General features: G+C 73.5%; 14 protein-coding genes and 1 pseudogene. 9 read left to right on the top strand and 6 right to left on the bottom strand.

Annotation, left to right across the window (positions count from 1 at the left end; all coding sequences use genetic code 11):
- The first annotated feature begins 215 nt into the window (after positions 1-215).
- On the top strand, positions 216-1712 hold the full coding sequence (locus VK501_RS04945; RefSeq protein WP_324335234.1) for an MFS transporter: 1497 nt from the start codon (positions 216-218) through the stop codon (positions 1710-1712).
- On the opposite strand, the gene VK501_RS04940 is transcribed toward VK501_RS04945, so the two are convergent.
- Entirely contained in the window at positions 1628-2353 is a 726-nt protein-coding gene (locus tag VK501_RS04940; protein WP_324335232.1) for a metallophosphoesterase family protein, read from the bottom strand. The genes VK501_RS04945 and VK501_RS04940 overlap by 85 nt on opposite strands.
- 14 nt (positions 2354-2367) lie before the next feature.
- On the opposite strand from VK501_RS04940, the gene VK501_RS04935 reads away from it, so the two are divergent.
- From VK501_RS04935 to VK501_RS04920, 4 genes are all read left to right on the top strand, one after another.
- The gene (locus VK501_RS04935; RefSeq protein WP_324335230.1) at positions 2368-3345 is read left to right on the top strand and encodes a M48 family metallopeptidase; all 978 of its coding nucleotides are present in this window, start codon (positions 2368-2370) and stop codon (positions 3343-3345) included.
- A gap of 111 nt (positions 3346-3456) precedes the next feature.
- Positions 3457-3948 (top strand): calcium-binding protein, encoded by a 492-nt coding sequence (locus tag VK501_RS04930; RefSeq protein WP_324335228.1) that lies wholly within the window; start codon positions 3457-3459, stop codon positions 3946-3948.
- 163 nt (positions 3949-4111) lie between these two features.
- Positions 4112-4513, top strand: a complete 402-nt coding sequence (locus VK501_RS04925) for a hypothetical protein (RefSeq protein ID WP_324335226.1) — start codon at positions 4112-4114, stop codon at positions 4511-4513.
- Positions 4510-5271 carry a hypothetical protein gene (locus tag VK501_RS04920; protein ID WP_324335222.1) on the top strand — a complete coding sequence of 254 codons (762 nt, stop codon included), beginning with the start codon at positions 4510-4512 and terminating at the stop codon, positions 5269-5271. The genes VK501_RS04925 and VK501_RS04920 overlap by 4 nt, the downstream gene beginning before the upstream one ends.
- Positions 5272-5312: 41 nt before the next feature.
- Here the strand turns inward: VK501_RS04920 and rlmD are convergent, their stop codons facing one another.
- On the bottom strand, positions 5313-6755 hold the full coding sequence (gene rlmD, locus VK501_RS04915; RefSeq protein WP_324335220.1) for a 23S rRNA (uracil(1939)-C(5))-methyltransferase RlmD: 1443 nt from the start codon (positions 6753-6755) through the stop codon (positions 5313-5315).
- 20 nt (positions 6756-6775) lie between these two features.
- Here rlmD and VK501_RS04910 point away from each other — a divergent pair, with 20 nt between their 5' ends.
- The gene (locus tag VK501_RS04910; RefSeq protein WP_324335217.1) at positions 6776-8017 is read left to right on the top strand and encodes a hypothetical protein; all 1242 of its coding nucleotides are present in this window, start codon (positions 6776-6778) and stop codon (positions 8015-8017) included.
- Between the two features lie 4 nt (positions 8018-8021).
- Here VK501_RS04910 and VK501_RS04905 read toward each other — a convergent pair whose 3' ends face one another.
- Entirely contained in the window at positions 8022-8681 is a 660-nt protein-coding gene (locus VK501_RS04905) for a hypothetical protein (RefSeq protein ID WP_324335216.1), read from the bottom strand.
- Between the two features lie 203 nt (positions 8682-8884).
- Positions 8885-9754 carry an ornithine carbamoyltransferase gene (gene argF, locus VK501_RS04900; RefSeq protein WP_324335214.1) on the bottom strand — a complete coding sequence of 290 codons (870 nt, stop codon included), beginning with the start codon at positions 9752-9754 and terminating at the stop codon, positions 8885-8887.
- Between the two features lie 25 nt (positions 9755-9779).
- Here argF and VK501_RS04895 point away from each other — a divergent pair, with 25 nt between their 5' ends.
- Genes VK501_RS04895 through VK501_RS04885 form a run of 3 tightly spaced genes read left to right on the top strand, consistent with a single transcriptional unit; the run spans position 9780 to position 11534 of the window.
- Positions 9780-10445 (top strand): endonuclease/exonuclease/phosphatase family protein, encoded by a 666-nt coding sequence (locus VK501_RS04895; RefSeq protein ID WP_324335211.1) that lies wholly within the window; start codon positions 9780-9782, stop codon positions 10443-10445.
- A 10-nt stretch (positions 10446-10455) separates the two neighbouring features.
- Positions 10456-10818, top strand: a complete 363-nt coding sequence (locus VK501_RS04890) for a cupredoxin domain-containing protein (protein ID WP_324335210.1) — start codon at positions 10456-10458, stop codon at positions 10816-10818.
- On the top strand, positions 10815-11534 hold the full coding sequence (locus VK501_RS04885; RefSeq protein WP_324335208.1) for a leucine-rich repeat domain-containing protein: 720 nt from the start codon (positions 10815-10817) through the stop codon (positions 11532-11534). Before VK501_RS04890 ends, VK501_RS04885 begins: the two co-directional genes overlap by 4 nt.
- Positions 11535-11548: 14 nt before the next feature.
- On the opposite strand, the gene VK501_RS04880 is transcribed toward VK501_RS04885, so the two are convergent.
- Positions 11549-12058 (bottom strand): hypothetical protein, encoded by a 510-nt coding sequence (locus VK501_RS04880; RefSeq protein WP_324335206.1) that lies wholly within the window; start codon positions 12056-12058, stop codon positions 11549-11551.
- Positions 12055-12789: pseudogene (locus tag VK501_RS04875) on the bottom strand (class I SAM-dependent methyltransferase); the annotation flags it as partial. The gene VK501_RS04880 and the pseudogene VK501_RS04875, both read right to left, overlap by 4 nt.
- Positions 12790-12799 lie beyond the last annotated feature (10 nt).

Raw genomic sequence — 12799 nt, 5'->3', positions numbered from 1 at the left:
GTCCCGCCGCCTCCCCCCGGGGGTCTGACCCCTTCATGTTGCCCACATGAAGGGGTCTGACCCCACTGCGGCGGAACCGCTGCAATTGACGAGAAACGCCATGTTGAGCGCAGATGAAGGGGTCTGACCCCTTTACGTCGCGCAGGTCAAGGGGTCTGACCCCTTTACGTCGGGGGGAATCGACGGGCGGTGGGGGTCGAGGCATCGTGGCGGCCATGACCTCCTCCGTCCGGACCCCCAGCCCCGCGGTCCTCGCCGTCCTGCTCTGCGGGACGTTCATGGCCAGCCTCGACACGGCGATCGTCAACGTCGCCGGTCCCGCGATCCAGCGCGACGTCGGCGTCTCCGGCGCCGCCCTGCAGCTCGTGCTCTCCGGCTACGCCCTCGCGTACGCCGCCCTGCTCATCACCGGCGCCCGGCTCGGCGACGACCACGGCCACCGGCGCCTGTTCCTCGCCGGCCTGGCCGGCTTCACCGCCACCTCGCTGCTGGCCGGCGTGGCCTGGTCGACCGAGGTGCTGATCGCCGCCCGCATCGGCCAGGGCGTCGCCGCCGCGGCCATGGGTCCGCAGGTGATGACCGTCATCCAGCTGCAGTACGACGGCGCGGCGCGGATGAAGGCCATGGCGTTGCTGGCCACCGTCGTCTCCGCCGGCGTCGTCGTCGGCCAGGTCCTGGGCGGCGCGCTGGTCGACGCCGATCTGCTCGGCACCTCGTGGCGTCCCGTGTTCCTCATCAACGTGCCCGTCGGCGTCGCGCTGCTCGCCGCCGGCGCCCGCCTGCTGCCGCAGACCCGCCGGCCCCGCGGGCGGGCGATGGACTGGATCGGCGTCGCGCTGATGACCGACGTGATCGCGCTCGTGATGGTCCCGCTCGTCTTCGGCCACGAGGTCGGCTGGGCGTGGTGGACCTGGGCGTGCCTCGCCGCCGCCGTGCCGACCGCGCTGCTGCTCGCCGCGCACCTGCGCCGGACCCGCGCCCGCGGCGGCGCCCCCGTCGTCGACTTCGCGCTGCTGGGCCGCGCGCGGTTCGGCCTCGGCATGGCGAGCACGACCGCCGTGATGATCGCCTACGGCGGCTTCCTGTTCACCTTCACGCTGTACCTCCAGCAGGGCCTGGCCGACAGCCCGCTGCGCGCCGGCCTGACGTTCGCGCCGTACGCCGTCGGGTTCGCGATCACGAGCCTGGGCGTGCCGATGCTCGCGCCGCCGCTCGGGCGCCGGCTCGCGCCGCTGGGCCTCGCCCTCGCGGCCGCCGGCTACGTCGGCCTCGGCCTGCTCACCGGCAGCGGCCGGGCCTGGAGCGACGCCGAGGCGCTGCCCCTCCTGCTGCTCGCCGGGGCGGGCTTCGGCGCCGGCTACAGCCAGGTGATCACCCGCGCGATCTCCGACGTGCCGGCCGACCAGGCGCACGAGGCCAGCGGCCTGTTCAACACCATCAACATGCTGGGCTTCGCGCTCGGCGTGGCGACGCTGGGCAGCGCGTTCCTGTCGGAGGTCGACGGCGGGCGCGGCGCGGCCGCGGACGTCACCGGCGGCGCGTTCGAGACCGTGGCGCTCGGCTGCGGCGCGCTGTCGCTGGCCGGCGTGGCGCTCGTGCTCGCGCTGACGCGGGCCGAGAGCCGGGCTCAGAGCGGTGAGAAGGCGTCGAGCGCCTCCTCCCTGGAGACGGCGCCGGCGATGGCGGCGACCACGTCGTCGGCGTCGGGGTAGCCCGTGGCGCGGATCGCCGCCTCGGCGGCGCCGACGTCGTAGGCGGTGCGGCGCAGGTCGGGCGCCTCGCTGGTGAGCGCCAGCCAGTAGGCCCCCGGCGCGCCCTCGTAGGGCATGCCGACGCTCCCGGCGTTGACCCACTGCACCGTGCCGGAGCGCTGCAGGAACTGCAGGTGCACATGCCCGCCGACGACGGTCGGCTCCCGCACGTCGCGCACCGCCTCGGCCAGCCGGTCGGGATCGGTGCGCGGCGTGACGATCGCCGTGTCGGAGGCCGGCGTGCCGTGGCAGACGAGCACGCCGCCGGCCGAGACGGTCGGCGCGAAGGAGGCGAGCAGGTCGCGGTGCGCGCGGTGCACCCGGCGCGCCGCGAAGTGCGCCGAGCGCGACGCGGGATCGTCCGGATCCTCGGCCAGCGCCCCGTCGAACGCGGAGACGACCTCGCGGTCGGCGTTGCCCATCACCCAGCGGATGCGGTCGCCCAGGGCGGCCAGCCGCTCCAGGCACTCGCGCGGCTGCGGTCCCGCCGCGACGTCGCCGCCGGAGACGATCAGGTCGAACCCTTCGTGGGCCAATTCGTCCAGAACGGCGTCCAGAGCGGTGAGGTTTCCGTGTACGTCGCACAGCACGGCGATGCGCATGACAGGATCGTCGCATGACGCTTCCAGTCGACGGCTACCAGCTCAAGGGGATCTCGGCGCGCGCGTTCGAGCATCCCGCCGATCGCGCGGCCACGGCGGCGCTCGCCTCGATCCCCGGGCTGGACCAGGTCGTGCGCAAGCTCATCGAGCTGGGCTACGAGCGAGCGCTGCGCGCGGCCTATCTCGGCGCGTCGGTCCGGCTCGGCCCGGCGCAGCTGCCCGAGACGTGGAACCTGCACAACCAGGTCTCCCGCACGCTGGACCTCGACGAGGTCTGCGAGCTGTACATCACGCAGATCCCGGTGGCCAACGCGCAGACGATCGGCGCGGGCCGGCCGATCGTGGTGGTCAACTCCGAGCTCGTGCGGCTGCTGGGCGTCCAGGAGCGCCGTGCCGTCCTGGCCCACGAGGCGGCGCACGTGCTCGCCGACCACGTCCTCTACTTCACGGCGCTGAACATCCTGCTGCGGATGGGCAACTCGGTCCGGCTGCCGGTCGTCGCCGGCCTGCCGCTGATGGCCGTCCGCACCGCGCTGCTGGAGTGGGCGCGGGCAGCGGAGCTGTCGTGCGATCGCGCCGCGGCGCTGGTGACGCGGGACCCCGAGGTCGTCTGCCGGACGCTCATGATCGTCGCCGCCGGCAATGCCGCCGAGGACCTCGACCTCGACCAGTTCATGGCCCAGGCCCAGGACTATGACAGCGCCGGCCCGGGCCTCGACCGCCTGTCGCGGATGCTGATCGACCTCAACGTCACGCACCCCATGCCGGTCCGCCGCGCCCGGGAGCTGATGGCCTGGGTCCGGTCGGGCGACTACGACCGGATCGTGGACGGCGAGTACGTCCGGCGCGGCGACGAGGCCGGCATGCGCGAGGAGGCCGGCGACGCCGCCGCGCACTACGCCGACCGCTTCCGCACAGTGTTCAAGGACGCCGGCGACGCGGTCGGGTCGGCGACCGAGCAGCTCGCCGATTGGCTGCGCAAGGACCGCTGACGGCGTGGCGATCCTGCCTCGAAGGTGCCCAGACCTCCTCGCCGTCAGGCCCCTGACGGCCCGGTACCGCTAGCTTCCCGCGCTTCCGATCCCACGGGAGGGACCCGCTCCATGACGCGTCTGCTGCCCATCTTCTGTCTCCCGATCCTCGCCACCGCCGCGCTCACCGGCGTCGCCGCGGCCAAGACCAGCCACGCCGGATGGCCGGAGATCGACGGCGTGCTGAAGATGCACAAGCAGGACCAGAGCGCTCAGATGCACGGGACCGCACGCAACGACGAGCTGCTCGGCGGCCACGGCTCGGACACGATCTGGGGCCGCGACGGTCATGACGTCATCTGGGGCGACTACAAGCCCTCCGGCCAGAACGAGACGCAGGTCGACCACCTCAACGGCGGCGCCGGCAACGAGTTCATCTACGCGAGCCACGGCCGCAACGTCATCCGCGCCGGCGCGGGCAACGACACGATCCACGCCCACTTCGGCCGTGGCGTCATCGACTGCGGCTCCGGCAACGACATCGCCTACGTCTCGCACAAGGGCCGCAAGGGCTACACGATCCGCCACTGCGAGCGGATCTCGTACAAGACGCTCGGGTATTAGCCCAGCGCGGCGGGCGACACGTCTATCGTTCGGGCTGTTTCGCAACCCGTCTGACGATCCTGCGAGTCTTGTGCGATGGTGCGCCAAAGATTCCCCGATTTGCTCGATGACTAGGCGCGACTGGCTTCTTCTCCTGCTCGCATACCGAGGCGCCCCGGATGGCTTGGACCCCGTCCGCGTGCAGAAGAGCATGTTCCTGCTCTGGAAGGAAGCCGGCGGCGGCCTAGCGTCCGAGGAGCTCTACGACTTCGTCGCCTATAACTACGGGCCGATGTCCAAGGACATCTACGCCGATCTCGACGAGCTCGTCGAGCAGGGCCTGGCCCGCCGCGAACCGGTCTCGGGGCAGAACTGGTCAAGTGTCAAGGCTTCGCCCAAGGGACTGCTCACCGCCGAGGCGCTGGTGGGCACGCTCGATTACGCGCACGCCGCCGCTGCGCAGGACCTCTACGGCATCAAGCACCGCGTCGCTGGGATGACGTTCGCCGAGTTGGTCGAATACGTCTACGACCGCTGGCCCGAATACGAGGAGCGGACCATCTTCCGCAGGCCCAAGCAGAGGTGACGCTGGTCATCGGCCTGCGCTGCGACGAAGGTGCCATCTTGGCGGCCGATGACCTGGTCGTGAGGCGCGCAAGTCCCCCTCGCAACAACCAAGTGGTTCGCAGAACCCATGCCACCAAGCTGTTGCACGTGCGCGGAATCGCGTGGGGCTGGGCGGGCTACGAGGACGCGCAGCAGCGCTTCGGCGTCCAGTTGGTCGACGAGCAGGACACGGCATCGACACAGAGTCGACCGACGATTCAGGACGGGCTGGAGGGTGGCCTTCGATCCGCCTTGGCGAAGATCCCGGACTCAGACGCCGTGGAGCTTCACGTCCTCGCCGCGTGGTGGTCGGCACGGGCCGGCAAGGCGCTCATGCTCTCGCTCAACGGGCTCAAGCCCACCGTGCGTTCCACCTTCGTGGACGACCGCACGAACGTCGAGATGATCGGCTCGCCGTTCGCGCGACAGCTCGCCGAGCACTCGCTGCGGACGCTCGGCTTCGGTGACTTCCGCGACGTCGGCATCGAGGAGGCCAAGACCGTCGCGACGAAGGTGATCGCCGACGTATCCGCCGGCACTGACGACGTGGGCTGGCCGGCTCAGATCGTCGAGATCACAGCCTCGGGCGTCAATGAGTTGGATCGCGCGGACGTGGCGGCGCTGGCGTCGTCGGCGGCGACGTGGACGACCGAGCTGCGGGCGACGCTCGTGCGCGAGCCGTTGCCGTCCGAGTCGGACACGGCCGACTTCGGCATCAGCCCGCCCGCTGCCCCGTAGCCGACGCACGGCGCGGACGTCGCCCGACTCGGGTGCTCGATCTAGCCCTCCGAGGGCGCTTCGCCGGCCGCCAGCTGGTTGGCCTGCGGCCCGCGCTCCAGCAGCGCCACGCACTCGATGTGCGGCGTCTGGGGGAACATGTCGACCGGCCGGACGCTCTTCAGCACGTAGCCCGCCTCGACCATCTGGGCGGCGTTGGGCGCGAGGGTCGTCGGGTTGCAGGAGACGTAGACGATGCGCTTGGGCGAGGCCTCGAGGATCCGGCGGACGACCTTCTGGGAGAGCCCCGCGCGCGGCGGGTCGACGACCACGACGTCCGGCCGTCCGGCCTTCTCGACGAGCTCGCGCAGCGCCAGGCGAACGTCGCCGGCGAAGAACCGCACGTTGGAGATCTCATTGGCCTTGGCGTTGTTGATGGCGTCGGAGATCGCCTCCTCGACCATCTCCAGGCCCCACACCTCGCCGGACTTCGACGCGAGCGACAGGCCGATGGTGCCGATGCCGCAGAAGAGGTCGTAGACGCGCTCCCAGCCCTGCAGGCCCGCGGTCTCGGCGGCGACCGCGTAGAGCTTCTCGGCCATCTCGGTGTTCGTCTGGAAGAACGCCTGCGACGACAGGGCGAAGCGCAGGCCGCCGAGCTCCTCGGCGATCGTCGGCGAGCCCGAGACCAGCTCGGTGTCGCCGCCCATGGTCGTCTCGCCGGCCGTCTCGATGCTGGTGATCAGCAGGCTGTCGGACTCGACCGCGGCGTTGAGCGAGTGCACGTCGAGCTCGACGCCGTCGCTGACGACCAGGCGCACCTGCACCTCGCCGGTGCGCCGGCCCTCGCGGACGACGAGGTTGCGCAGCGCGCCGAGCTGCGAGCGGCGGTCATAGGCCGTGAGGTTCTGCGAACGGGCCCACTCGAGCACCTCGCGCCGGGCGCGGTTGCCCCGCTCGGACTGCAGCAGGCAGTCCTCCACGTGCACGATGTCCTCCCAGGACCCGGGGGCGTGGAAGCCGCAGATCAGCGGGCGGGCGGGGTCCGTCTCATCGGTGCCGAACGAGAACTCCAGCTTGTTGCGGTAGCGCCACTGCTCGACGGCGGGCACGATCGGCAGCATCTCGAAGCCGTCGAGGTGGCCGAGACGGCGCAGCGCGTCCTCGACCTGCTCGGCCTTGATCTCGAGCTGGCGCTCGTACGGGAGCACCTGCCACGGCGCGCCCGGATGGTCGGCCTTGGGCTCCACGCGGTCAGGCGACGGCGTGACGACCTCGACGAGGCGCGCCTCGCCGTAGTGGCGCTTGCGCTTGGTCACGACCGCGCGGACGGTGTCGCCCGGCAGCGCGTCGCGGACGAACACGACCCACCCGTGGGTGTCCGGGCCGAAGCGGGCGACGCCGGCGCCGCCGAAGGCCAGCGAGTCGATGTGGAGCTCGAGCTCCTGCCCGCGCTCGGGGCGCGGCGGGCGGGGCGTGGTGGGAGTCGGTGCGTCGGGGGTCACGCACCTAGGATGGCACCGGCATGGATCTCGACGCCTACCGGGCGCGGGCGCAGGCGTTCGCCACCGACCTCAACCGCGCCCACCACCGGCGCTTCGCCGGCCTGGACGGCGCCTGGGATCCCGCCGCGCTCCACGCTCGCCACGCCCCCGGGCTGTTCGACGACCGAGCCATCGACGCGCTGCGCGACGCCGCCGCGGCCGACCCGGATCCGACGCAGCCGCTGCGCCGCCTGCTGCGCTTCGCCGTCGAGGCGCGGCTGGGCGCCGCGACCGCCGCCGTCGACGCCGACCGGGCGCGCGCCGAGGCCGACGAGGGGCTCGCCGACCTGACGGCGCAGCTCGCGAACGCCGACGCCGCCCTGAGCGCCCGCATCGCCCTCGAGGCGCAGCGGCTGGACGTCGTCACGCGGCGCCTGAGCGCGCCCGCGGCCGAAGGGCTGGAGCGCGTGCGCGCCGAGGCCCGCACCCTGGGCTGGCCGTCGGCGCGCGCGATGTTCTCGGCGCTGCAGGACCTCGACCTCGGTGCGCTGGCCGCCGAGGCCGAGGCGCTGCTGCGCGCCACCGACGCGCCCGCGCTCGAAGAGCACGGCGCCGCCGCGCGCTTCGACCTGCCACGCCTGCACCGCGCCGCGTGGGCCGACCCGCTGCTGCCCGCCGACCCCGTCGCGCAGCTGCGGACCACCCTGCAGCACCTGGGCCTGCCGGAGCGCTTCGCGATCGACGGCGCAGTCCGCGCCGGCAAGTCGGCGCGCGCGTTCTGCGCCGCGATCCACGTGCCCGACGACGTCCACCTCGTCGTCGCGCCACGCGGCGGCCTGCACGATCTGGAGGCGCTCTTCCACGAGGCCGGCCACGCCGTCCACCTCACCGCGCGCGACCCCACCGCCCCGTTCGAGGACCGCCACCTGCTCGACCGCGCCGACAGCGAGGCGCTCGCGTTCGCCTTCGAGGCGCACGCGACCGACGGGCTCGCCGACCCCGACGGCGCGCTCGCCGGCCACCGCGCGACCATGGCCACGCTCCGCGCCCGCCACCGAGCCGCCGCGCTGCTGCACGACCTCGATCTCCTCGACGCCGGCCCGCACCCCGCGCTGCGCGAGCGCTACGCCCGCCGCATGGCCGGCGCAACCGGGCTCACGTGGCCGTCGGCGCCCTGGCTGACGGCCGCCGACCCGCTGCTGCGCAGCGCCGACTACCTCCGCGCGCTCGGCCGGGCCCAGGCGCTGGGCACCGACGCGCTGCATCGCGCGCTGCTGGCGTAGCCACTCACGCCAGCTTGCGCTCGATCGCGGCCAGGACCGACTTGCGGTTGGCGCCCTGCCGCTCGTGGTCGCGGACCTTGCGCAGCTGGGCGGGCGTGAGGTCGGCGAGGCGCCGGACGACCTGCGCGGCGGTCAGGTCGTCGTAGCCGAGGATCGGGAACGCGCCGACGCCGACGCGGCGGCGGGCACGATCGACGGTGCGCAGGACGGCGTCGCCGGAGCCGGCGGCGCGGGCGCGCACCCCGTTGCCGCGGCCGAGGAGCTGCTCGACGTCGGCCAGCAGGGCCTCGGACTGGGCGCGCCCCGCGGTGACCAGCGTCGTGAGGAGCTCCTCGGCGTCGCGGCGCGTCAGGCGGCCGCGGCGAACGGCGTCGTCGACCGCGTCCTGGAGGCGCTCGGTCGTGAGCATGACCGAGCTGATCAGCCGCTCGCGCAGCGCGCCGAGGTGGGCGACGAGCTCGTCGGGCGAGCTCGGAACCGCGGCCGGCTTGGCGGGCGCGGGCGTGGCGCGCGGGGCGCTCGCCGTCGTCGCCTTCTTCGCCGCCGGCTTCCTCGCGGCCGCGGGCTTCTTCGCCGCGGCCGGCTTCTTCGCCGCCGCGGGCTTGCGCGATGCGGCGGGCTTGCGGGAGGCGGGCGACGTGCCCGGCTTCTTGGGCTGCGGCATGGGTGATCCCTTCGAGCTCGGTCGTTCCTGGCCGCGACCCTATCCGCTCAGCGCGACCGCAAGTTCCGCTCCGCGCCCGCGTTGACGGGTGTGCAGCACCCCCACACACGGGTCCAGCAACACGGACCAGCGGGCCGGCGCCGGGCACCTGACCCACCGGTGCCGGCCCGCTTCCGTGTCGCGTGCGCGGCCCGGCCGCGGCGTCACCCGGCCAGCAGCCACTCGAGCATCGCCTTCTGGGCGTGGCGGCGGTTCTCCGCCTGGTCCCAGATGTGCTGACGATGGCCGTAGAGCACCGACTCGGTGATCTCCTCGCCGGGGTGCGCGGGCAGGCAGTGCAGCGCGATGACGTCGCCCCGCCCGCCCGCGGCGTCCAGCAGCTCGTCGTCGATCCGGTAGGGCCGTAGCGCCGCACGCCGCGCGTCGGCGGTGTCCTCGTCGCCCATCGAGACCCACACGTCGGTGTAGATCGCGTTGGCCCCGGCCACCGCCTCGCGCGGATCGGTGATCGACGCGACACCGTCGAGCGCGAACTCCGGCGGCGTGCTGACGACGACCTCCAGGCCGGCGATCGCGCCCATGCCGACGAGCGAGTTGGCCATGTTGTTGCCGTCGCCGACGTAGGCGAGCTTCAGCCCCTCGAGCGACCCGAACGCCTCGCGCAGCGTGAGCAGGTCGGCGAGGACCTGGCACGGGTGGTGGCCCTGGGTGAGCATGTTGAACACCGGCAGCTGGTCCTCGGCGGCGAGGCCTTCGAGCTCGGCGTCGGCGTGGGTGCGCACGCCGACCGCGGCCACGTGGCGCCCGAGCACGCGCGCGGTGTCGCGCAGCGACTCGCCGCGGCCGAGCTGCATGTCGCCGGGACGCAGGACCATCGGATGGCCGCCCAGCTCGGCGATGCCCGCCTCGAAGCTGACGCGCGTCCGCGTGCTCGGCTTCTGGAAGATCAGCGCGACCGACCGACCCTCGAGCACGCGCGAGCTGAGCGGCGCCAGCTTCAGCGCCGCGGCGCGATCGAGGATCGCGTGCAGGTCGTCCGGGGTGAGTTCCAGGCCGGTCAGGAGATGTCTCATGGCGAGCGGGGCATCATAGGCGCCGATGCACGTCCTGACCTGGAACCTCTTCCACGGCCGAGCGGTTCCGGAGATCAAGCACTCGTTGTTGGACGAGTTCACGGACATGATCTCCAGCTGGCCGTGGGACGTCGCGCTGCTGCAGGAGGTCCCGCCGTGGTGGCCCGAGCCGCTGGCCCGCGCCGCGAGCGCCGAGCAGCGCACCGTGCTGACGTCGCGCAACGCGCTGCTGCCGGTCCGCCGCTTCATCGCCGAGCGGCGCCCCGACCTCGTCAAGTCCAACGGCGGCGGGGCCAACGCGATCCTCGTGCGCGGCGCCGGGATCGCCGAGCACCGCACCCGGCGGCTGCGCGTCCGGCCCGAGCGGCGCTTCGCGCACGCGGTGCGCCTCGGCGACGGCACGTGGATCGCCAACGTGCACGCGCAGGCCAACCCCAAGCCGCTGGCGCGGGCCGACATGACGCAGGCGGGCGAGACCGTCGCCCGCTGGGCGGGTGACGCGCCCGCGCTCCTGGGGGGCGACGCCAACGTCGCCGACCCGGCCGTCGCGGGCTTCAACGACATCGGCGGCCACGGCATCGACCGCTTCTTCGTACGGGGCGGGCTGCGGGCCGGAGTGGCGCCGCGGACGCTGCGCAGCGACGGGCTCTCCGACCACGCGCCGGTGATCGTCGAGGTACGCACCTCGTAGGCTCGGGGGCATGCGCCGCCGTCTGCCCGTCCTCACCGTCGCGATCGCGCTCGTCACCCTCGCCGCCGGCTGCGGCAGTGACGACGGCGGTGGCGGCTCCGCCCAGGCGCTGAAGCCGGGCGAGCCGATCGGGATGAAGTCGCTGAAGTTCCATCCCGACCGGGTGCAGGTGCGCGTCGGCCAGAAGATCGTCTGGCACAACGACGAGTCCATCCCGCACGACGTCAAGGCCGACAGCGGCGCGGACTTCGCGTCAAAGACGTTCGGCAAGGGCGCCACCTTCGAGTGGACGCCGGCGACGGCCGGGACCGTGAAGTACGAGTGCACGCTGCATCCGGGGATGGACGGCACCATCGACGTCGTCGCGAAGTGAGCGACGGCGCCGCGCTGGACCTCCGCGACGCGCGGGCGATCCCGCAGGACACGTGGGAGCGGACCGACCTGCTGCGGCTCGTCGCGGCATCCATGGAGCTGGCGGAGCTGCCCGCCGCCGTCGGCGCGCTCACGCGCCTGCACACGCTCGACGTGGCGCACAACCGGCTCGCCACCGTGCCCGACGAGGTCGGACGGCTCGGCGCGCTGGAGATCCTCTACCTCGGCGAGAACCGGCTGGAGGCGGTGCCCGAGGGCGTGCGCGCGCTGACGGCGCTGCGGTACCTGGGCATCGACGCCAACCGGCTGACGGCGCTGCCGGAGTGGATCGGGGAGCTGGGGGCGCTCGTCGAGCTCCGGATCCAAGGCAATGCGATTGGGTCGCTGCCGGCGACCATCGGCCGCCTGGGCGCGCTGCGCGAGCTGCACGCCCGCGGCAACGGCCTGACGGCCCTTCCGGACGCCGCCGGCGACCTCCGGGAGCTGCGGGTGCTCGACCTGCGCGACAACGCCCTGACCGAGCTTCCCGCGTCCCTCGGCCGCCTCGAGCGCCTCCGCACGCTCGACCTCCGCGCCAACCCGCTGCGGGCGCTGCCCGAAGCGCTGGCCTCGCTGCCCGCGCTGGACAAGCTCGACCTCCGCTGGACGCCGTTCTTCCCGGATCTGCCGCCGGCCGCGGCCGCGCTGCGCGAGCGCGGCTGCGTCGTCCTGCACTGAGGCCCGGCACGGCCTCAGTGCACGAGCACCTTCAGTCCCACCATCACGCCACCCAGGGCGACGTTGAGGAGCCCGATCGCGATCGTGCGCGACACCCCGTAGGCCAGCGCGCGGCCGAGCAGCACGCCCCAGGCGAAGAGGTCGAGCAGGCCGATGGCGATCGCGCCCCAGATCGCCACCGACCGTGACAGCACGCCGAGCGTGCCCAGCAGGAGCGGCAGCCCGGGCGGGATCGCCGCCTCGACGATCGTGATGTCGTGGCGGCCGTGCTCCACGGCGAGGTCGCGCCAGCGGCGGCCGGGCTCGGCGACGCGCGCGGCGAGCGTGTCGGCGTAGACGTGGACGATCCAGAACACGATCGTCGTCACGAGCACGCCGCCGAGCACGACGGCGACGTCGGTGTGGTCGTGGTCGCCCTTGGTCAGCGCCGTGATCACGGCCAGGACGAGGACCGCCCCGTACAGCCCGCCCGAGCGGGGTCCGGCGGATCCCCGCGTCGCGGCCTCGGCGCGCGCGGCGCTCACGGCGTCTCCGCCACCACGAGCCGCGCGCCCTGATCGGAGGCCTCGAGGTGCAGCAGCTCCGCGTTGCGCTCCTGCCACGCGCCCGAGGCCAGGTCGTCGCCGAGCGCCGCCACCGCGCGCGCCTCGACGGCCCGACCGACCTGCGACCAGACCGACGTCACGCGTCGCACGTCCTCGCGCAGGTAGGCCTCGGGACGGCGCCAATGGGCGTGGAAGAACCCGTCGACGCAGTCCCACGGGATCGGCACGGGGTCGATCCGCGCGTCGGGCGCCAGGAGGCGGGCGCGGTCGGCCAGCGACGGGCCGTCCGCGTAGGCGACGAACTCGGGCACGTAGTCGCGCACGAGCCAGAAGCGGTCGACGCCGACGTTGTCCCACTGGAACAACACCACGCGCCGGGCGACCCGCCGCAGCTCGCGGAGGCCGGCCGCGTTGTCGCGCCAGTGGTGGTCCGACAGCACGGCCATCGCGACGTCGAACGCGCTGTCGTCGAACGGCAGCGCCTCGGCGTAGGCCGCGACGCACGGTGCGGCGCCGGCCGGGCGCTGCGCGCGCATCACGGCGCTGGGCTCGACGGCCGTGACGTCGCGGTCCGGCGGCTCGTAGGAGCCCGTTCCCGCGCCGACGTTCAGCACCGTCTCGGCGTCGCCGAGCGCCTCCGCGATGGCCTCGGCGATCCGTGGGTCGGTGCGCCGGCCGGTGGCGTAGCCGGCGCCGATCGTGTCGTACAGGTCGCGCCGG

It is taken from the genome of Baekduia sp. (genome assembly GCF_035318805.1).
GTDB lineage: Bacteria > Actinomycetota > Thermoleophilia > Solirubrobacterales > Solirubrobacteraceae > Baekduia.
The sequence above is the reverse complement of the archived record's forward strand: the minus strand, read 5'-3'. Positions and strand labels throughout refer to the sequence as shown.